This is a genomic window from Marivirga arenosa, from assembly GCF_030503895.2.
Classification (GTDB): Bacteria; Bacteroidota; Bacteroidia; order Cytophagales; family Cyclobacteriaceae; genus Marivirga; species Marivirga arenosa.
This window is the reverse complement of sequence record NZ_CP129970.2, coordinates 1,811,384-1,833,419: the sequence shown is the minus strand read 5'-3', so window position 1 is coordinate 1,833,419 and position 22,036 is coordinate 1,811,384. Positions and strand designations below refer to the sequence as shown.

The window sequence follows — 22,036 nt, the reverse complement described above, 5'->3', positions numbered from 1 at the left end:
TCAAATACGCTAATAATTTATTAAATTGATTCCTTGCTAATTATTTTTTTATGCACGACATACTAAGGTACTATTTAAAACGTCTGACAAATCTTTCTGGTAGTAATCGTTCCTTATTACTGCTTCGTTTAATCTCAGATCAGACCTTAGATTTACATGATTTTGACTTTTTACTAAATAAAAGTTCGTTTTCGCTAATTGAAGATTTAATAGCCAGAAAAAAGCATATCCCACTTACTGCGCTTAATGATCCTCGTCTGGAGGATAATAACATCATGAGTCATAAGCTGAAAAAGCTAAAAAGGATTGAAAAATTTATTTATGATGAAAGAGGCGCTAAAGATTTATACGTAGGATGGCCCTTTGTAAGGGGTAAATTTCAAGGAGGTACTTCTGTACGATGCCCCCTTATTTTCTTTCCCATTGAAATTAAACAAATAAAAGATCAGTGGGTAATGGAATTGAGGGAAGATGTAAATATCACTTTCAATAAGTCATTCCTATTAGCTTATGCTCATTTTCATGAAATTAAAATTAGCGATGAGCTTATTGAAAAAGTATTTGAAATTTATGATCCCGACAGTAGAGTATTCAGAACTGACCTTTATCAAATTTTTAAAGAAAGTCCTATTGAATTAAATTTTAATCAAGATAATTTTATTGATGTACTTCATTCTTTCAAAAATTTTAAAAAGACTGAATTTGAAGAGAATGAAAAAGAAGGAGAGCTCAAGCTTTACCCTGAAGCAGTATTAGGAATCTTCCCCCAAAGTGGATCTTATTTAGTACCCGATTACACTTATTTATTAGAAAAAGAACAGCAAGTTCAGGATATAGAAGAATTCTTCTTAAGTAGAAATCCAGACAAGGAAACCGAAGATCCGAATGATTATAAACAGCGCTATCGTTTTATAGAAAGTATTAAGGAAGAAGAAACCTTTTCTGTTTTTCCTTTGGATGCTTATCAGGAAAATGCCTTGAAAGCAGTAAAAAAAGGAAATTCTCTCGTGGTGCAAGGTCCTCCAGGAACTGGTAAATCACAGCTGATTAGTAATTTGGTGACTGATTTTATTGCTCGTGGTAAAAAAGTACTGGTAGTATGCCAGAAAAGAGCTGCATTAGATGTGATTTACGATAGAATGAAATCAATCGACATGCAGGCTTTTGTGGCTCTAGTGCATGATTTCAAAAATGATAGAAAAGCCATATTTGAACAAATCCAGAATCAGATTGATCGATTGGAAGAATATGAGGCAAAGAACAATGGATTAGATTCTGTACAAATTCAAAGAGAATTTCTTAAATCAAGCCGTATAATTGATCAATTAGTAGAGGAAAAGGAAGAGTATAGATTGGCTCTATTTGATGAATCTGAATGTGGAATATCAGCTAAAGAACTGTATTTAAATTGCGATTTTAATCAACCCAAAATTGGCTTTAAGCAAATCCATAGGCATTTTCACAAAAAAGAGATTCAAGACTTTGCTGAAAAGCTTGTTCATTTTCAAACTTATGTGGATGACTTTAGCAAAGATGATTTTATTTGGCAAGACAGGGTAAATTTTAAAGATTTTGGATTACCGGATAAATCTGAAATCATTAGGCTTTTGGAGAAAATACCTATCTATTTTCAAGAGAATGCAGAAAAATCTAAAAAACTGGTAGGTTCATCCATGTCGTTAAAAGAATTCGAGGATGTAGTTGAACATAAAGATAAGCTGGAAAAACTTGAAGAGTTACTAAATATTACCTCTTATGAATATCTGTTTCATATGTTTAATTACTCCGATGATAATACCAATGCTCTTTGGTTAAGTAATGTACAAAGAGTAATTAACGACTGTTTTAAAGACGGGGGAATTGAAAGTAGCTTGCCATCAAAAGATTTAGGAACACTTCAAAAAGTAATACAATTAAGACGCCAATCCAGGAAAAGACCTACAAAATGGCTTCATTGGCTTTTATTCGCGAAAGAAAAATACTTCTTAAAAAAGGTTTTAGTAGCTAATCAATTAGAAGTAAATGGTGCTGGAGTGAAAGAGCTCGAAAAACGTTTAGACAATAGGCTAAATTTTGAGCATAATATGACCAAGCTAAAAAAGCAAAATTGGTTAAAAGACATTCCAGATAGTAAAAATCAAATGGAATTAAACCATTGGTTTCAAGAACAAACACAAGCCATTAAATCAAAAGAGATAATAAGTTCATTTACTAATTTCAAAGCTTTTTCTTTAATAGAAGGAAAAAGTCTTGAAGAGTTTATTGATAAAATAAAGTCAATCATAAAATTATCAGAAGAGACAATACATGAGAAAAACACATGGAAAAAATATTTAACCCGAACTCAAATTGATCAGCTTGAGCAGGAGCGCTTACCAGAATCCTATATTAAAACTTTTCAAAGGCATTTCGATGAATTGGTTCAATTTGATCAATTGTATGATGAGCTTGAAGAATATGAAAAGCAAGTAGTGAAATTGCTAAATGAAAGCGATATCACCATTGATCATAAAAATATAAAACCAATATTTCTAAATAGTATTTATTTGGAATGGTTGGATCATATAGAAACTAAATATCCAATTTTAAGAGAGGTATCTACTAGAAAATTTGATAAACAAACAGATGATTTACAATATGCAATTGAAGATAAGCTGAAACTCAGTTCTGAAATATTAAATCTTAAAGTAAGAGAAAGAACATTTGCTAATGTTGAGTATAACCGATTAAATAATCGAGTTTCATACAGAGATTTAAGCCACCAAGTCAGTAAAAAAAGGCAAATATGGCCGATCAGAAAAGTGATTCAGGAATTTCAAGATGAACTTTTCGATTTGATACCATGCTGGATGGCAAGTCCTGAATCTGTTTCAGCCATATTCCCAATGGAAGAAATTTTTGATCTAGTAATATTTGATGAGGCTTCACAGTGTTTTGTTGAAAAAGGAATCCCTGCTATGTATAGAGGGAAACAAGTTGTTGTAGCGGGAGACAGCAAGCAATTAAGCCCAAATGATTTGTATAAGGTAAGATGGGAAGAGGAAGAAGTGGACCATCCTGATTTAGAAATTGATTCATTACTAGATTTAGCCAATAAATACTTAATGAATCTACAATTATCAGGACACTACAGAAGTAAATCTTTAGATTTGATTGAGTTCTCAAACAAGCATTTTTATAAAGACAGATTAAGATTATTACCTGACTTCAACTATATCAACAATGCAGATCCAGGAATTGATTATATTAAAGTAGAGGGTGTTTGGGAAAAGAATACCAATAGGGTTGAGGCTTTAAATGTAGTAGATTTAATAAAAGAATCGCTTAATAATCAACCTGAAAAGGAAATTGGAGTAGTAACCTTTAATGCAGCTCAACAAGGCCTTATCTGGGATTTAATTGAAGATCAAGTGGCCGAAGGAAAAATCACACTCCCAGACAATTTCTTTGTCAAAAATATTGAGAATGTGCAAGGTGATGAAAAAGATATTATCATTTTCAGTACAGGTTATGCAGCTGATAAAGCTGGAAGGCTTCGTATGCAGTTTGGTAGTATAAATGCACCAAAAGGCGAAAATAGATTGAATGTAGCCATTACAAGAGCTCGTGAAAAAGTAATTATTGTAAGCAGTTTATTTCCTGACCAATTAAAGGTAGAGGATACTAAAAATAATGGTCCTAAATTACTTAAATCTTATTTACAATATGCTTTAGAAGTATCAAAAGGAAACTTTATACCTAAGCCTAAAAGTACTGAAAATTTCAATAGTCCATGGTTTCTGAAAAATAAGGTGAAAGAAGAATTAGAAAAAACTAACAAAGCAATAGAAGCCGCAGAAGAACTTCCATTCGCTGATCTCAGCTTCAAAGATGGAAATCAGTACAGAGGACTATTATTATCAGATGATAATTTATTTTATGATAACCCATCAGTGAAAGACATATTCGCTTATACACCATTTTTATTGTCTAAAATGAATTGGCCATACATTCAAATCAAGAGTAGAAACTTCTGGAATGATAAAGAAGAATTGATGGAAAGGGTAACTCAGTTCGTAAAAAGGAATGAATAAATAAGCTTATTGATCTTAATATCAAGGCAAGAATTTCTTTACTGCATTGAAAGTAAACTACTGTGTTTAAATCAATTACAGTTGTAATTAAGTATAATTTCCACTATATTATACTACACTAAACTATTTTCACGTATGGTAAAAAGTTATAAAGGTGCCTTTATAAAGAAAGAGGCAGCACCAGAGGAATCACATAGTCTTTCTGTAAAAGATTATATGGCTACTCAATTAATTAAGTTTCACGAGCATCAAACTGTCTACGAAGCGATGGATACACTCCTTAAAAAGAAGATATCTGGTGGACCAGTAATTGATGAAGAGGATAATTTGGTTGGGATTATATCAGAAGGGGATTGCTTAAGAGAAGTGGTAAAGGGAAAATATAACAATTCACCTAGATTACCCGGTCTTGTAAAAGATTATATGGCTACTAATATAGTCCATATCGATGCTGATGTGAATATATTTGAAGCTGCTGATATGTTTTTAAGAATGCGCTTTAGAAGATTCCCAGTATTAAAAGAAGGTAAACTAGTAGGTCAAATCAGTCAAAGAGATATCATGAGAGCGGTAAGAGATACCTCCGAAGTAAATTGGAAACATTAAAAAAGCCGAAACTAATAATTTCGGCTTTCCTATATCATAATGTACCGACTTATTTTATTCTGCTGCTAAAGCTTCAGCACCTGCTGTAATCTCAAGAATCTCAGTAGTAATAGCAGCTTGTCTTGTTCTGTTATAAGTTAATCTTAATTCTTTTAATAACTCACCAGCATTATCAGTTGCTTTATCCATCGCAGTCATTCGAGCTCCATGCTCAGATGCATTAGAGTCTAATAAAGCTTTGAACAATTGAGTTTTTAAAGAAGTAGGAATTAATTCATTCTCGATATAATCTCTAGATGGCTCATATGTATAATCATAATCTGATCTACTTTCCTCATCACTTGATTTAGCTATCGGTAAGAATTGCTCTTTATTTAAGATTTGTGTAGCAGCATTTTTGAACTCATTGTAGATGATTTCTACTTTATCGTAAGTTCCTTTTTCAAACTCATCCATAATGAATTGAGCTGCTTCGCTAGTCGCTTCAAAAGTTAAGTTATTGAATAAATTAATATACTGATCGTTATAAGAAAGCTTATTTCTTTTCAAATAATCAGAAGCTTTTTTACCAATAGTCATAAAATGAAGATTACCACTTTCAGCATATGACTTATACTCACCTTCCATCAAGCTTTTTACTTTACGCGTTACAGTAGAGTTAAAAGCTCCGCATAGTCCTTTATCAGAGGTTACTAATATCAAAAGGATATTATTTACTGGTCTTTCCTTAGCATAAGGATTATTCATCTCACCGCTACCACTAACATTTTGTAATATAGTAGATAACTTCTGAGAATAAGGACGCATCATGGTGATTCTGTCCTGAGCTCGCTTCAACTTAGCGGCCGCCACCATTTTCATGGCTTTGGTAATTTGTTGAGTTGAAACAACAGATGTAATCCTATTTTTTACTTCCTTTAGATTTGCCATACAGCCTTATATCTATTTTTACCTTTACAAGGAAAATTTATCTTAAACTTTTAAAGGAGCTCTTTTGAGCTCCTAAATAATTAATATTTAGACGATAAATCGTCAGCTACTTTCTTAACCACTGCAATTAAATCGTCATTAATTTTACCAGCTTTGAAAGCGTCTAATGTTTCTTTCTCTTTGTTTTCCATCATCATCGCAAATTCCTTCTCGAAAGCACGAACTTTATCAACTGGCACCTTATCTAAGAATCCTTTTGTAGAGGCAATAATAATAGCTACCTGCTGCTCAACAGCAACTGGAGAATATTGTCCTTGTTTAAGAATCTCTTGGTTTCTTCTACCTCTCTCAATAACTCTTTTTGTTGTAGCATCTAAGTCAGATCCGAATTTAGCAAAAGCTTCTAGTTCACGGAACTGGGCTTGATCTAATTTCAAAGTACCTGAAACCTTCTTCATTGACTTAATCTGTGCATTACCACCCACACGAGAAACCGAGATACCTACGTTAATAGCAGGTCTAATACCTGAGTTAAAGAGGTTTGTTTCTAAGAATATCTGACCGTCAGTAATTGAAATTACGTTTGTTGGAATATAAGCAGAAACATCTCCCGCTTGAGTCTCAATAATTGGAAGTGCGGTTAATGAACCCCCCCCTTTAACTTTACCTTTTAAAGAAGGAGGTAAGTCGTTCATATCTTTAGCAATGTCATCATCATTAATAACCTTAGCAGCTCTTTCTAATAATCTTGAGTGAAGATAGAATACATCACCAGGGTATGCTTCACGTCCTGGAGGTCTTCTTAATAATAATGAAACTTCACGGTATGCTACGGCTTGTTTTGATAAATCATCATAAACAATTAAACCTGGACGACCCGTATCTCTGAAGTATTCGCCAATTGCAGCACCAGCAAATGGAGCAAAGAATTGTAATGGAGCAGGATCAGCTGCAGAAGCTGAAACAATAGTAGTATAAGCCATTGCACCAGCTTTTTCTAATTCTGATACAATTTGAGCAACAGTTGAAGCCTTTTGACCAATCGCTACATAAATACAGTAAACTGGCTCACCAGCATCATAAAATTCTTTTTGGTTAATGATGGTATCAATCGCAACAGCTGTTTTACCAGTTTGACGGTCACCAATGATTAACTCACGCTGACCTCTTCCAACAGGAATCATTGCATCAATTGACTTAATACCTGTTTGTAATGGTTCAGTTACTGGCTCACGGAAAATTACACCAGGCGCTTTACGCTCTAAAGGCATATCGTAAAGTTCACCTTCAATCGGTCCTTTACCATCAATTGGTTGACCTAAAGTGTTTACAACTCTACCTGCGATTCCATCACCAACTTTAATCGATGCAATTTTACCAGTTCTTTTAACAGCATCTCCTTCTTTAATACCTTGAGAGCTTCCTAAAAGTACAGCACCTACATTATCTTCTTCTAAGTTAAGTACTAAAGCTTGTAAGCCATTTTCAAACTCTAATAACTCACCTGATTGAGCTTGAGTTAAGCCGTAAATACGTGCAACACCATCACCTACTTGAAGGACGGTACCAACTTCTTCTAATTCTGCTTCTGTTTTGAAGCCTGAAAGTTGCTCTCTTAATATTGCTGAAACCTCGTCTGGTCTAACCTCTGCCATTATTCTTATATTATAGGTTAATTAATTTTTAAATCTTTTTGATATATTGATTTTGAGTTAATTCCCTTCTCAAATCATTTAATTTACTTTGAATAGTTTCATCTATTTGTCTATCGCCTACGCGAATCAAAAATCCACCAATCAAAGATTCATCTACTGTTTCGTTTAATTCAACTTCTTTGCCAGAAATCTCTGTAACTATTTTTACAACTTCTGAACGAAGAGCATCATCTAATGGAAATGTTGTGCTTACTTCAGCAGTAATAATTCCCTTATGTTCATTGTAAAGCTGCTTGAAAACTTTCGCAATCTCAGGTAAATATTTGTCTCTATTCTTTCTTGAAACAATTTCAAAAAATTTGGATGTCATATCCTGAACTTTGCCGCTGAATACTTTCTTTACTATGGCAGCCTTTCTTAGGCTCTCCAAAATAGGATTATTCAACATCAATACAAAGTCTCTATTTTCAGTACAGACTTTCGAAAGTAATTCCATATCTGCCTTTGCATCTTCTAATGTTCCCTTCTCAACAGAAAGGTCTAACAAAGACTGGGCATATCGGGATGCAATTCTATATTCTGACATTGGATCAGATTAATTGAGTTTCAATTCTTTCATAAAATCTTCAGCTAAAGCTTTTTGAGCTTTATCGTCAGATAAGTTTTTGCGGATAACTTTTTCAGCTATTTCTAATGAAAGCTCAGCAACTTTAGTAGTTACTTCTTTCAATGCTGCATTTTTCTCTACTTCAATAGAGTTTTTAGCATCAGCTATCATTTTATCAGCTTGCTTAGCCGCATCAGATTTCGCTTCTTCTTTAATCTTATTAGCAATATCTGTTGCTTCTTTAAGCAATTTATCTCTCTCCATTCTAGCTTCTTGCAATAACTTTTGGTTATCAGCCTGTAATTTCGCCATTTCTTCTTTAGCATTTTCAGCAGCTTGCAATGCATCTGCAATACTACCTTCTCTTGCTTTCAAAGAATTTAGAATGGGTTTCCAAGCAAACTTTGTTAACAATAACAAGAGAACACCAAAAATGATGAGCTGCATGAAAAACAAGCCCGGAGAAAAGTCATTTATTAATTGTTCCATTTTTTTCTTTGATTAATTTAAATTTTTAAAAACGCTATTTGCAGCCTAGCGCATACAAATAGCGTTGTTTCATTTTCAGGATTAATTATCCAGCTAAGATTAAAGCACCGAATGCTAAACCTTCTAATAATGCTCCGATAATAATCATGGCTGTCTGGATTTTACCAGAAGCTTCTGGTTGTCTAGCAATACCTTCCATTGCTTTTCCACCAATCTGTCCTAGACCGATACCAGCACCAATTACGATTAATCCTGCTCCAATTAAATTGTACATGATAGTTGATTTATATTAAATTAAACAAAAATACTCTTTTAATGATGCTCCTCTACTGCCATACCTATAAATAATGCTGATAACATTGTGAAGATATACGCTTGAAGAAAAGCTACTAATAATTCTATTAGGGTAATAAAAAACGCTAAGCCAAATGAAATACTTGAAGAAGCTACTATACCAAATTGAGCGCGCATTGTAATAATTAAAGCTATTAAACTCATTACTACTACGTGACCAGCTGTTATGTTTGCAAATAAACGTATCAACAAGGCAAATGGCTTTGTAAACATTCCTAATACCTCAATTGGCATCAAGATAATTTTCATGACTACAGGCACACCTGGCATCCAGAAAATATGCTTCCAATAATTTTTATTCCCACTAAACTGTGTAACAACGAATGTAATGAGTGCTAAACCAACTGTAATGGCAATATTACCCGTTACATTGAACCCTAAAGGCGTTAAACCTAATAGATTCAATATCCATATGTAGAAAAATACTGTAAGTAAATAAGGAATAAACTTCTCGTATTTAGGACCAATGTTTGGTCTTGCGATCTCATCGCGCACATAAATCACTAATGGTTCAAGAATTCGACCAACGCCTTTCGGAATTGCTCTTTTGTGATAACCCCTTGCTAAACTGTTAAAACCTAAAAATATTAACAATGAAGCTAAAAGCATCCCTACCACATTTTTCGTGATTGAAAAATCTAAAGGTTTTGAATTTGTAGCGTGACCTTCTTCATCTAAATTAATTTCACCCTCTGCATTAGTTTCATAAACTTTACTGTGATAGAGTGCAAAATACTTTCCGTTTGATTCAGCTACCTCATGTCCATGATCAAACTTTGAAGAAGAGAAAACATGAAGACCATCAGACCATAAGATAACTGGTAAATGAAAACCAATATGGGTTCCTGTTTTACCGTTGGTCCACAAAGTAAAATCATGAGAATCTTGTAAGTGATGCTCAATATAATCTTTTATCTCCTCTTGGGTGTCTATTTGCCCACCTTCTTCCGAACCTCCTGAAACCGCAAATAACGTATTCACGTTAAATAGCGATACTAAAAGTGCGAACAACAATGTTTTTCTCATTATAGTTGGATTGATCATTCTACTTTTCTACGATAGCCTTAATTTGGGGGCAAAGGTAATCATTTTCTTAATAAACATAATTTTTTTATTAAGTTTTTTACCACTTGAAAATTCATGCTTTGTCATTGGTATTCATAAGCCTTCCGCTATAAATAGCTTCCATAACTAAAAACATGAAGAAAGGGATGATAATGGAAATTCTTTCAGGAAAATTCAATTCTTCTTCTGAAAACAAAGTATTCTTAAAAATCAGAACAAATAATCCAATTTTAATAAATACACTTGCTAAATAGAAGTATCCTACTTGATCAGGAAGTTTTTTGCTTAATAATCCAACTGAACTAGCTATTACAATAAATGATATGAAGTGAAAAATATACATTGCCTCTAAAGAATAAGACAATACTTCATTTTGGTTTGATAAATACCAGTTTTGGGCAAATAGAATTACTACTGCTAACACTAATGTTAATAGTGTAAAAATCATTAATCTTTTAAGCATGAATCTATTCTTGGGATTTTATAACTTCTCTTATCACAACAAATATGGATAAGAAAACTGCCAAAAGCGTTATGACTTTGGTATAAATGTCAGACCCACTTTCGGCAACTTCATCTACATATTCACCTAGCAAGTTGCCTAGGTAAATGGTTACAGCCATTTGAATGGCTAAACCAGAAAATTTAAGATAATTATTATACTGCTTTTGCTTCTTCAATTTTTGGGTTTGATTGTGATTTGTTTCCTTTTTCATCACCTATTTTAATAGACTTGTTAGAAACACCCATTTTACATTCGCCATTGAATGTAGCACCTGATTCAACAATTAGCTTATTTGTAATAATGTCACCGTGAACAACAGCTGATGGTTTTAATACAAGTAATTCAGTTATTTCAACTACTCCTTTAACTTCACCTTCTATTTCTGCATTTTGAGCCAATACATTTCCTTCTATATGAGAGGTGCCACCTAAAACCAATTTTGACTTGGTTTTAATATTACCAATCACTTTCCCATCTATTCTGATATTACCAAATGTCTCTAAATCTCCATTTATAGTAGTTCCTTTACCAATAGTATTGCTAGAACTTGTGATATCCTGTGCCATCTGTATTTTTTCTTGCTTGTTATTAAACATTTCTGTATTCTTTTCTTAATTATTTTAAAAGGTAATAAATTCTTCCGGATCAACCGGGTTACCATTATACCATATTTCTAAATGAACATGCGGGCCTGTAGTTAACTCTCCAGAATTACCTATAATTGAAATAACCTCCCCTGCATTTACAAAATTACCAACTTTTTTTAATATAGCAGAATTATGCCTTACAACTGATATTAAATTCGCTCTATGTTGAATTGCTATAACATACCCTCCGTCTTGAGTCCATGATGATAATATAACGGTACCATCTGCAATAGATTTTACTGGCTCGTTAGATTTTGCTACTATATCTATTCCATAATGATCAATACTCATATCATATGGAGAACTAACAATACCTTGCAAAGGAGGAAAAAAGAATATATCCTTTAATTCTTCTGAATAGTTATTGCTAGAATAACTAGTTAAGCTAAAGTCTTGCTCTTCAAACTCCTGCCTAATAATTGAATCCCCTGCATTCATCTTTTGAGGATTCATATCTCTGTTCAATTCCTCGGTGTTGACCTGGCTTGGTCTCCGATAAGTTTCTCCATCTGGCACATCACCCTTTAATATGGTTTGAAGATTACCTATAAATTGATCTTGTGCCTGCAGCCTTGATTTCAATGAATCCATTTCCATAGTCAGCGACAATAACTTTTGATTATACTCCATTGTGGTATGCCGTGGATCAAACCATTGTGCTAATAATGATTGGGATAGATATAATGCACCAATGAATATCAAAACGAAAGTTAATAGTCCTACTACAGCAACTTTTGCATAAGTAAAGTTAAGTGAAGATACTTCAGCTAAGTTTTCTTCGTTTCTTACCACCATTTGATATCTTGTGGTAAGCCAATTGGACATTGTTTTTCTTATTCGCAAATTTGTTATTTTAATATTTTATGCAAAAATACATATTATCAACGACTCACAACAGTTTTCTTATATGAATCGCTTAATTTAGTCGTTTCAAAATTACTGTGCTGATTAAAATAAAAAAATATCGCTTAATATTATTCGGGCTATTCTTGATTATTGTAAGCTGCTCCCCAGAAAATTCTGGTGTGATTGGCTATAGTTATCATAATATTACCGCTAAGTATAATGCCTATTTTATTGCTAACGAAAAATTAGATGAGGTATTACTTGAAATTAAAGAAGCTCACAAGAACAATTTCAATAGAGTTTTAAAAGTAAAAGCTCCAATTGACACTAACATTGTTAATTCAAATACGGAGAAAATTGAAGATATTATAAAAAAAGCATCCATTGCTATACAACGACATGAAGTTAGTAAATGGGTAGATGATAGCTACATATTGGTAGGAATTGCCAGAATGCTAAATCAAGAATATGAGGAATCAATTGAAACTCTGAAATATGTAAATGTGAATAGTGAAGATGAGCAAACCCGATATTATGCTCTCACTCATTTAATAAGAACATTTACAGAATATGGCGAACTCAATAATGCTTTAGCAGTAATTGATTATTTAAATAGGCAGAAACTATCTAAATCCAACCAAAGGTATCTTTATTTAAATGCCGCTTATTATTATCAAATAACTAATAATCCAAATAATGTAATCCAATACTTAAGTGCCGCTATAAAAGTAATGCCTAAAGGGCCTAAAAAGGCAAAAATGCATTTTATTTTAGGACAGCTTTTTCAAAAATCTAAGCTTGATGCAGTAGCTTATGATAATTATTCTCAGGTGTTAGAAAACCGACCACCTTATGAATTATCATTTTATGCTCGACTTAATATGGCTCAAGTTACCGAATTAACTAAAGGCGAAGATGTAAAAAGAATTAGGAAATATTTCGAACAGCTATTGAAGGACGGGAAAAACGTGGAGTTCCGTGACAAAATATATTATGAGATGGCTGAATTTGAATTAAAACAAGGAAATATAAAAGAAGCTATCCCATTTTATAAGTCATCAATAAAATCCAGTGTTGACAATCCAAGACAAAAATCGTTTTCCTATCACAAATTAGGAAAAGTATATTTTGATCGATTAAAAGAGTATCCATTAGCCAAAGCTTACTATGATAGCGCATTTAGCATTATGCCTAAAGATGAACCAATCTATCCCCAAGTTGAAACTAGGCATGCTGTACTTTCAGAATTTATAAAACAAATCAATACTATTAATGAGAATGACTCATTATTAAATCTTGCTCAAATGGACAGTTTAGCATTAAATAATTTATTCCTTTCAAAAAGAAAGGAAAGAATTCAAAATGAGAAAGAGCAGGAGAAAAAGGAAAGAAGAGCCAAAAGAAATCAAGCGAGCTATACGAGCAATAATGCATTTAATGATAGCCCAACCATCCAAAATAATTCAGCCCCTGGAGGTGGATTTTATTTTTATGACCCTGCAACCGTTGCACAAGGTAGAAATACATTTAAAAGGATTTGGGGAGTCCGCTCTTTGCAAGATAATTGGAGAACCAAAAGAAATACAGTTTTTGAAGAGGAGTCATCAGCAACAACGGAAGCAACTGCATCTAATGAAAGTGTAGAACAACCGAAAATTTCAGAGGAAGATTTAATTGCACAAGAAAGGAATGAATTCTTCAATTCAATCCCATTCGACACGGCAAGCCAAAGAAAAATGCATGAAGAAATGGAGCTAGCTTATTACAAACTAGGGAACATTTACAATTTTGATCTTCAAGAAAAAGAAGACGCTATTGCTACTTATGAAAAATTATTAGAAAAATATCCTGATACCGAATATAGGGCAGAAATACTATATCTATTATATATCTATTATGAAGAGAGAAATCCTGAAAAGGCTAAACAATTCTCACAAGAATTATTAAACAGATTTCCGGATACTATTTTCGGAAAGCTAATTGAAAATCCTAACTATCAAGAAGAAAGTAATGTTGCTAGTGCAAAAGTTAAACTAATTTATGAAGATGCCTATCGAGTATATCAGGAGCAATATTATGATTCCGCATTAACCATAATCAATAATGGCTTAAATGATTATCCCGAAAATGATTATGAGGATAACTTAGTATTATTAAAAACATTAATCTCTGGAGTTCAAAACGGAAAAAACACCTACCGTTTTAATCTTCAAAAATTTATGGAAGATTATCCTGAAAGTGAATTATACAGTTTTGCTAAAACCTTATTAGCTGCAATAGATGAATTAGATCAGAAGCAATTACAAAAAGAGCAAATTAAATACATCCCCTATTTTGAGCAAACCCACTATTTCGTTGTGGTTTATGAAAAGAATAAAGCTTTATCGGGGATATTACCTTCTGAAATTGAATCCTTTGCTGAAAAATTCTTCCCTAATGAGAACTTAAATGCTGGAAATTTAATTTTCAATGACGACTATTCAATGGTTTTATTAAGTGAATTTGAAGGAAAAGAAAGTGCTGAAGCTTTTTATAAAAAATTTAATAGCGATTTATCGCCCTTAAAAAATTTCAATAGTTTAAATTTTAGTAATTTTATAATTTCAAAAGACAATTTTCAGATTTACTACCAAGCAAAAATGGTAGATAGTTATGATGAATTCTTTAATAATAATTATCAAATAACTCCCTAATTGAAGTATTGATCTTCAACTGAAGCAATTCGAGAATATGAAAAAATCTAAGATATCTAAAATAATAATTGCATTATGGTCTTTATTCGCCCTGGCTATTATTAGTTTTTCTTTATTCATCTATAGTATTAGTATAAATTTAAATGGTTGGTATGGTGAATTACCTGGACTAAAATCATTAGAAAACCCTAAAAGTGATTTATCATCAGTTCTATACTTTGCTGATAATAAAGAAATGGGGAAATATTACAGATACAACCGAAGCCAGATTACTTTTGACGAATTATCACCTAATGTTGTAAATGCACTTATTGCAACGGAAGATATCCGTTTTACTGAGCATTCCGGAATTGATTTATATGGCTTAGGCCGTGTATTCTTTAAATCAATTTTAATGTTTGACAAAAGTTCTGGTGGTGGTAGTACGATTACGCAGCAATTAGCTAAAATATTATTCCGAACTAGAAGTGATTTGTCAAACGGTAGTTTAAATGATGTTCCCGTTTTAGGATTGGTAATTGCCAAGATGAAGGAATGGATTGTGGCTGTGAAATTGGAACGTTCCTATACTAAAAAGGAAATCATTGCCATGTATCTAAACACCTTTGAATTTGGTAGTAATGCATTCGGAATCAAAACTGCTTCGAAAACATTTTTCAATACTACTCCTGATCAATTAAAAATTGCAGAAGCTGCTGTATTAGTTGGATTATGTAAAAACCCGAATTTATTCAGCCCAGTTTATGAACCTGAAAATGCATTTGAAAGAAGAAATGTAGTATTAAACCAAATGAGAAAATATGGCTATATAGATGATGTAGCATATGATTCAATTTCGTCTAAACCGATTGAGCTAGATTATGATGTTGAAAATCATAATGATGGTTTAGCCACTTATTTCAGAGGTGTTATTTTGTGGGATTTATTAGCTTGGACTAGAGCTAATGGTTACGATTTATATGAAGACGGTCTAAGAATTTATACTACCATCGACAGTAGAATGCAAAAATATGCTGAAGAAGCCGTAGAGGAGCATATGAAATTTCAGCAAGAAATATTTGACGAACACTGGGAAGGAAAAGCTCCCTGGAGGGACGAATCCGGGAGAGTAATTAAAGATTTTATTGAAAATCAGGCTAGAAGAACAAAGGCATATAAATATTGGGAGAAAAAGCTGGGAGATGATGAAGAAGAGATTTTCAAAAAACTGAATGAACCTAAAAAAATGAAAGTATTTAGCTGGGATGGTGAAAAAGATACTGTCCTTAGCACTATGGATTCAATCCGCTATTTCAAAAAATTCCTGCATGCAGGATTTATGGCAATGAATCCTAACAATGGACATATCAAAGCTTGGGTTGGCGGAATAAATTACAAATATTTCAAATATGACCATGTGAAACAAGGTAGAAGGCAACCAGGCTCCACCTTTAAACCTTTGGTATATGCCGCTGCTATAGATAATGGATATTCTCCATGCTATCAGGTAGAAGATGTTCCTGTAACTTTTGAAGTACCAGGAGATCCTCCAACCTGGACGCCTGTAAACTCAAATGGAAAATATACAGGTGAAACCTGGACATTAAGAGAAGCTATGGCTCAGTCTTTAAATTCTGGTACCGCTTATGTTATGAAAAAAATTGGACCACAAACCGTAGTGGATTATGCGAAAAGATTAGGAGTTGAAAGTCCTTTAGCTGCAGTACCTTCACTCTGCTTAGGAACCTCCGATGTTTCTATTTACGAACTCATTGGCGCTTACAGTACTTTCGTAAATGAAGGATTCTATACTATGCCATTCTATATAGATAGGATTGAAGATAAGAACGGAAAAGTATTAAAACAGTTTGTACCGAAAACTGGTGAAGCTCTAAGTGCTGAAACTGCTTATGTGATGCTTCATATGTTGAAAGGTACAACAGAGCTACCAATAGGAACTGCAATTGGTTTAGATAGAGAGCTAAGAACAGATAATGAAATTGGTGCAAAAACGGGTACCACCCAGAATTACTCAGATGGGTGGTTTGTTGGCGTTACTAAAGATTTAGCTGCTGGAGCATGGGTTGGCGGAGATGACAGAAGTATTCACTTTAGAAATATTGCCTTAGGACAAGGAGCAAGAATGGCAATGCCTATATGGGAGAAATTCATGAAGAAAGTTTATGCAGATGAAGAATTAGCAGTATCTAAAGGCCCATTCAAGAAACCTTCAAATCTTTCAATAGAAATTGATTGTGAACAGTATGATATGCAGCAAAATAATGTAACTGATTCAACTGAACAAATTCAAAAACTTGATGTTGATGCCATACAGTAAATAGCTGGACTATGTATGATGCAGTTTTTTTAGATCCAAAGGATATATCCGATTTACCAAAACAGCCTGGAGTTTATAAATTCCATAATAATAACGGAGATATTATTTATGTAGGAAAGGCAAAAAACTTAAAAAATCGTGTTAGCAGCTATTTCAATAAATCCTCCAATCACAATAGAAAAACAATTCGATTAGTTGGGGAAATAGATAAAATTGAAATAGCTATTGTAAATTCTGAATTTGATGCTCTTTTATTAGAAAACTCATTAATAAAAGAGCTTCAGCCAAAGTATAACATTCTATTAAAGGATGATAAATCTTTTCCTTATTTATGCATAACTAATGAGCCATTCCCAAGGATAATTTCAACCAGAAAACGTATTGCAAGAAATGGCACTTATTTTGGGCCATATGCAAGTGTTCGAGCTATGAATAATGTTCTTGAATTAATAAGGAAGCTTTATACGATACGGACATGCAAACTCAATCTTTCAGATCAAAATATTAAAGCAGGTAAATTTAAAGTTTGTTTAGAATACCATATAGGTAATTGTAAAGGGCCCTGCGAGGGAATACAACAGCATGATAATTACCAAAAAGATATAAATCAAGCTGCAGAGATTTTAAAAGGAAATTTAAATGTTCCTAAGCAACACTTTAAACTAAATATGCAACAAGCTGCGGAGGAGTTAGATTATGAAAATGCTCAAAAATATAAAGAAAAATTAGAGTTATTAGAGAAGTTCCACAGCAAATCATTAGTTGTAAATCCTAAAATAACCGATATTGATGTTTGCACTATTATTTCTGAAGAGAAAAGTGCTTTTGTTAATTACCTAAGGGTTAAAAATGGAAGCATTACGGTAACCAAAACCATTCAGCTAAAAAAGAAGCTAGATGAATCCGAACAGGAATTATTATTGTTGGCATTAATTGATCTTAGGAAACTATATGAGAGTGGTACTGAAGAAGTATTAACCAACATAGATATTGAAAACCTTCCAGAAAAATTTCACTTTATAAAACCACAAATTGGTGATAAAAAGAAATTAGTGGAGTTAAGTTTAAAAAATTCTTTATTCTTTAAGAAAGAAAAACTAAATCAGAATGAATCATCAAAAATAAAGGAGTTGAGAGTCTTAAAACAGTTACAAAATGATTTAAGACTAAAAGAATTACCTATCAAGATAGAATGTTTTGATAACTCCAATATGCAAGGTACTAATCCGACTGCTTCCATGGTTCATTTTAAAAATGGTCGGCCTAAGAAGAGTGAGTACAGACATTATCATGTCAAAACTGTGGTTGGGCCTGATGACTTTGCTTCCATGACTGAAATTGTAGGTAGAAGGTATAAAAGATTGAAAGACGAAAAGCAGGAAATGCCTAATTTAATAGTAATTGATGGTGGAAAAGGACAATTGAGTTCAGCAGTCAAAGCACTGAAAAAGCTCAATCTTTATGGAAAAATTCCAATAATAGGGATAGCTAAAAGATTAGAAGAAATTTATTTTCCTGAGGATCCCTATCCTGTCCATATCAGTAAAAAAAGTGAATCACTAAAGTTATTACAAAGACTTAGAGATGAAGCGCACAGATTTGCCATTACGTTTCACAGACAAATTAGAAGCAAAAATTCTTTTAAGATTGATCTAGAAGGTATCAATGGAATAGGAGATAAAACAATTGATCAACTATTGACTCATTTTAAATCCCCCAAAAAAATCAGGGAAGCTTCATTTGAAAACCTTAGAAATGTGGTGGGTACTTCTAAAGCAGAAATAATTATAAAAGCCTTTAAACAAAAAAAGGAAGACTAAAAGCCTTCCTTTTCAATTTATTGCATTTGGATTAATAAGACCACAATTCGTGTTCTTTTTCCATTAATTCATATTCTAACCATTGAGATGCCATAATACCCTCTTTTGGAGATTCATTATAAACATCAACAATCATATTATCATCAGGATTTGCAACCTTAACAATTCTAGCAGAGAATAATCTTAAAGCAAAGGCGTCAGCTAAATTTTTATGCTCAGCGCTATTTTGAGGGTTGAACCAAATCATTTGTTCTGGATTACTTCTAAACAAGTCAATCAAGTCTTTGTATTTAAAAACTCCAACTAATCTTTCCACACCAGAGGTAAAATTCTGTGCTGGAATTATGATTTTAATTGCTTGAATATCCCAATGAGTTACTGATCTTTTTCTATCAAAGATCATGTCTTCCACTAATTCTAAAGTAGATAACTGAGTAATTCTAAATTCGGTACTGATTTCACTAGCTGAAGATTCTTCTTCTGTTTCTGAACTATCATCTCCTGAGCTATCGCCCCATCCATCATCACTACCCCATGAATCACCTCCACCGGAATCTCCCCAAGCATCACCGCCTCCGCCCATATCCATATTAGCAAGAGATGGATCTTCTAATTTCTCAAGGAATTCTTCTTTTGTCATTCTATTAACCATAGAATCACCTTTGTAAATTGGGAGAATACCTGCCTTGGCAGCATTTACAATATGCTTAGTTATTTCATTACCTTTTGCAAAGAAAGGCTTATTCTGCTTTTCTCTTAAATCCATTCTTCTCCATACTCTCTTTTTATACATGATATCATCTTCATGCACGGGGTACACAGAATTAGGATTATAACCATTGTTTTCAGATTCTTGCGCTTTTACTGGTTTTACATAAACCATCAAGCCAAGAACCAAACATAATAACACAAACTTTTTCATACCTATATTCTTTAACACTATTAATTTAGAGATATCGGGAATACTTGTTCTCCAAGATTAACTTCCTCAGTATTTCCTCTAAAATTTCTTCTTAATACTTGGTCCACTTGAACAACCAATCTATCACCCGGACGCGCATTACTCATTAATTGACTAATGTTTACAGTTTCACTAGTAGCTTTGATCGGCTGACCCACTGGTCTTGGACCTCTAGCTAAAGTGATCGTCCATCTTGTAACTCTATATTGAGCATCCTTTGGTAACTGAGCCTTAAAGTTTTCATCAGGAATGGCCTGTACTCTTAAAACTCTCATTGCAGTAGCTTTTTCACCTTGTTTTAAGTTAACTGGTTTTGAACCATTATATACTTGAACATCTGGCTTAGGAATTCTTCTTACGCTGAATACTTTATTTCCTATTTTGTTACCATTTGAACTTACACCTAAAGTAACTTTAGGAGCATTAGGAATAATCGTTACTAATCCTCTTTCTTTACCTTGTATTGATGATCCACCAGATACTGAAAAAGAAGGATTATAAGAACTACCTAAAGCAGGCACTGATACATTTAATTCGTTACCGCAATTCAAATATAGTTGACTTAACGCAGCAGATTGAACTTGAATTACTGGCTCAGCAACAAAATACTCAATTTCTTGTCTGTAAACACTATCTTTCAATTTAGCAGTAGCTTCATAAGTCTTACGAGCTGTACCTTCTTCACCATAAGAACCTGCAGGAGTAGCTGTAAATTCTATTTGGCCAGCACCACCAACTACATCAATTTCTTTTCCATTAAAAGTCATTTCTGGGTCTTCAGCTGAAGATGAAGCTGCAACAATTAAATCAGCTTTATATTTTGCACCGGCTGCAACAACCTTTGATTCAGGTAATGCAACTAATTGGATTAAATCAAATTTTAAATCACCTGCACCAACCTTTCTTGCCAACAAATCTAAAGCTCTTGCTTCATAAGCCATCACTTTATTTTGATAATCAGAAATTGTAGCTAATGCGGCAGGAGTAGGAGCACCCATGAATTCCAATGTAGCCCAATCTTTCCCTTTTTGATTTGGATCATCTTTAAATCTCGGATTATCATTGGCATCTAAAGCTAATGGAGCGAAAGAAACAGCAGAATCGCCAACAGTTTCATCAATAAATGTTGCATATGCATTTAAAGATTTCTGTAATTTTATTCCATTATTCTGGTTTTCAGGCATCATGTAGTTTCCTACCTTATCATAGTCGGTTTTACCAACAATGTTTCCAGTTTCATCTCTACCTCCAGTAATTTCTATAAAGGTATCTTTATATGTCCCTAATTCTTTAACCATGTCTCTGGTTTTCTCTCTGATGGCTTTAGCGGTTTCTAAAATTTTCACATCATCAGGACGATTACCAGATTCTTCCACTGCGTTTTCAATTCTACGCAATGTATTACCATTCTGCTCTCTAGCCGCATCAACTGATACTTCTAGTGAGTTATTAATATCGATGAATTTGTCGAGTACTGTAACACTAACGTTAAGTGCCAAAAGGGCCGTTAGTACTAGGTACATCATACCTATCATCTTCTGTCTTGGGGTTTCTTTTCCTCCAGCCATATAGCTCTAAGTTTTAAGTTTTTTTAATAACAAATTAACCTTTCATAGCAGATAGCATATTGCCATATACCTTATTCAATTGAGAAAGATTAGTTGTTAAGTTTTTAACTTCAGTCTGGAATTGTGCAGTATCCTTACTTGCCTCAGTCATGCTATCTAAAGCAGTTGATAAATTTTTGTAGAATTTATTCATTGCTTTTACATGATTCTGAGAGTCTTGCAATTCCATTTCGTAAACTTGATTTAAAGCTGTCAAGTTTTTAGTAACCGCTTGTACTTGTGAATGATATTCTTTTGAGTCATTCGTAGCGGAAGCCATTTGCTTCATAGCTGCAGCAGTACTATCATATGATTTGTTCATTTCCATCAATGATTTACTTGCCTGCTTAACGTTATTCGCATAATCGTTCGTAGCAACTGCTGCATTACTTAGGGTAGACATTTGTTTAGCTGATTCAGCCATATTTTTCATACCGTCACCTAAACTTTTAATCAACTCAGGACCAATTTTACCTTCTTCTAAAACTTTGTCAAGTTGCTGAGCAGTAGATCCAGAACTTTTCCCGATTTGTTTCTTTGACCCTCTAGAATCTAAATCTTCATATTCATCATTATCATCAAACTCTGTAGCTAGTTCAGGGTAAACTTTACTCCAATCTAATTCCTTATGCTGAGGCTCAAATGCACTTAGTAAGAATATAAGTGCCTCAACACTTAAACCTATACCTAACATGGCACCCGCACCAGGTAAGTGAAGAATTTTAAATAATGCACCAACAATTACAACTGCCGCTCCAATACCATATACCTTCGGCATAATGGTTTTAAATAGTAACTCCTGAAATCCGCCTTTTTTATTGCTCATGTTTGTAGTTTTTAATGGTTAATGTCTAAATATGA

At 33.3% G+C, this 22,036-nt stretch carries 18 protein-coding genes; 5 read left to right on the top strand and 13 right to left on the bottom strand.

Annotated features, from left to right (window positions below; genetic code table 11):
- The first annotated feature begins 50 nt into the window (after positions 1 to 50).
- Positions 51 to 4,073 carry an AAA domain-containing protein gene (locus QYS48_RS08060; protein ID WP_308358309.1) on the top strand — a complete coding sequence of 1,341 codons (4,023 nt, stop codon included), beginning with the start codon at positions 51 to 53 and terminating at the stop codon, positions 4,071 to 4,073.
- Between the two features lie 135 nt (positions 4,074 to 4,208).
- Entirely contained in the window at positions 4,209 to 4,679 is a 471-nt protein-coding gene (locus tag QYS48_RS08055; RefSeq protein ID WP_308358308.1) for a CBS domain-containing protein, read from the top strand.
- A 54-nt stretch (positions 4,680 to 4,733) separates the two neighbouring features.
- Here QYS48_RS08055 and atpG read toward each other — a convergent pair whose 3' ends face one another.
- The 10 genes from atpG to QYS48_RS08005 form a co-directional block, all read right to left on the bottom strand.
- On the bottom strand, positions 4,734 to 5,609 hold the full coding sequence (gene atpG / locus QYS48_RS08050; protein ID WP_308358307.1) for an ATP synthase F1 subunit gamma: 876 nt from the start codon (positions 5,607 to 5,609) through the stop codon (positions 4,734 to 4,736).
- An 80-nt stretch (positions 5,610 to 5,689) separates the two neighbouring features.
- The gene (atpA, locus tag QYS48_RS08045; RefSeq protein WP_308358306.1) at positions 5,690 to 7,264 is read right to left on the bottom strand and encodes a F0F1 ATP synthase subunit alpha; all 1,575 of its coding nucleotides are present in this window, start codon (positions 7,262 to 7,264) and stop codon (positions 5,690 to 5,692) included.
- 28 nt (positions 7,265 to 7,292) lie between these two features.
- Positions 7,293 to 7,850: an ATP synthase F1 subunit delta gene (gene atpH / locus QYS48_RS08040; RefSeq protein WP_302122205.1), complete on the bottom strand. Its 558-nt coding sequence runs from the start codon at positions 7,848 to 7,850 to the stop codon at positions 7,293 to 7,295.
- A 9-nt stretch (positions 7,851 to 7,859) separates the two neighbouring features.
- Positions 7,860 to 8,360 carry a F0F1 ATP synthase subunit B gene (locus QYS48_RS08035; protein WP_302102536.1) on the bottom strand — a complete coding sequence of 167 codons (501 nt, stop codon included), beginning with the start codon at positions 8,358 to 8,360 and terminating at the stop codon, positions 7,860 to 7,862.
- 85 nt (positions 8,361 to 8,445) lie between these two features.
- Positions 8,446 to 8,634, bottom strand: a complete 189-nt coding sequence (atpE, locus tag QYS48_RS08030) for an ATP synthase F0 subunit C (RefSeq protein WP_085516136.1) — start codon at positions 8,632 to 8,634, stop codon at positions 8,446 to 8,448.
- Positions 8,635 to 8,672: 38 nt separating this feature from the next.
- A complete protein-coding gene (gene atpB / locus QYS48_RS08025) occupies positions 8,673 to 9,740 on the bottom strand; it encodes a F0F1 ATP synthase subunit A (RefSeq protein ID WP_308358304.1) in 1,068 nt (355 codons plus the stop codon).
- Between the two features lie 112 nt (positions 9,741 to 9,852).
- Positions 9,853 to 10,242 carry a DUF6168 family protein gene (locus QYS48_RS08020; protein ID WP_302102540.1) on the bottom strand — a complete coding sequence of 130 codons (390 nt, stop codon included), beginning with the start codon at positions 10,240 to 10,242 and terminating at the stop codon, positions 9,853 to 9,855.
- Positions 10,243 to 10,246: 4 nt separating this feature from the next.
- Positions 10,247 to 10,459: an AtpZ/AtpI family protein gene (locus QYS48_RS08015; RefSeq protein WP_302102541.1), complete on the bottom strand. Its 213-nt coding sequence runs from the start codon at positions 10,457 to 10,459 to the stop codon at positions 10,247 to 10,249.
- Positions 10,437 to 10,880, bottom strand: coding sequence for a polymer-forming cytoskeletal protein (locus QYS48_RS08010; RefSeq protein WP_302102542.1), 444 nt, complete (start codon positions 10,878 to 10,880; stop codon positions 10,437 to 10,439). Before QYS48_RS08010 ends, QYS48_RS08015 begins: the two co-directional genes overlap by 23 nt.
- 24 nt (positions 10,881 to 10,904) lie before the next feature.
- Entirely contained in the window at positions 10,905 to 11,756 is an 852-nt protein-coding gene (locus QYS48_RS08005; RefSeq protein WP_308358302.1) for a M23 family metallopeptidase, read from the bottom strand.
- A 116-nt stretch (positions 11,757 to 11,872) separates the two neighbouring features.
- Here QYS48_RS08005 and QYS48_RS08000 point away from each other — a divergent pair, with 116 nt between their 5' ends.
- The 3 genes from QYS48_RS08000 to uvrC are packed head-to-tail and all read left to right on the top strand — an operon-like array spanning position 11,873 to position 18,607.
- Positions 11,873 to 14,470 carry a tetratricopeptide repeat protein gene (locus QYS48_RS08000; protein ID WP_308358301.1) on the top strand — a complete coding sequence of 866 codons (2,598 nt, stop codon included), beginning with the start codon at positions 11,873 to 11,875 and terminating at the stop codon, positions 14,468 to 14,470.
- A gap of 37 nt (positions 14,471 to 14,507) precedes the next feature.
- Positions 14,508 to 16,787 (top strand): transglycosylase domain-containing protein, encoded by a 2,280-nt coding sequence (locus QYS48_RS07995; protein ID WP_308358300.1) that lies wholly within the window; start codon positions 14,508 to 14,510, stop codon positions 16,785 to 16,787.
- Between the two features lie 11 nt (positions 16,788 to 16,798).
- Complete coding sequence (gene uvrC / locus QYS48_RS07990) at positions 16,799 to 18,607, top strand: excinuclease ABC subunit UvrC (RefSeq protein WP_308358299.1); 1,809 nt, start codon at positions 16,799 to 16,801, stop codon at positions 18,605 to 18,607.
- A 31-nt stretch (positions 18,608 to 18,638) separates the two neighbouring features.
- Here uvrC and gldN read toward each other — a convergent pair whose 3' ends face one another.
- Genes gldN through gldL form a run of 3 tightly spaced genes read right to left on the bottom strand, consistent with a single transcriptional unit; the run spans position 18,639 to position 22,001 of the window.
- Positions 18,639 to 19,529, bottom strand: a complete 891-nt coding sequence (gene gldN / locus QYS48_RS07985) for a gliding motility protein GldN (protein WP_308358298.1) — start codon at positions 19,527 to 19,529, stop codon at positions 18,639 to 18,641.
- 20 nt (positions 19,530 to 19,549) lie between these two features.
- Complete coding sequence (gene gldM, locus QYS48_RS07980; protein ID WP_308358297.1) at positions 19,550 to 21,136, bottom strand: gliding motility protein GldM; 1,587 nt, start codon at positions 21,134 to 21,136, stop codon at positions 19,550 to 19,552.
- Positions 21,137 to 21,170: 34 nt separating this feature from the next.
- On the bottom strand, positions 21,171 to 22,001 hold the full coding sequence (gene gldL, locus QYS48_RS07975) for a gliding motility protein GldL (protein ID WP_308358296.1): 831 nt from the start codon (positions 21,999 to 22,001) through the stop codon (positions 21,171 to 21,173).
- Between the last annotated feature and the right edge of the window lie 35 nt (positions 22,002 to 22,036).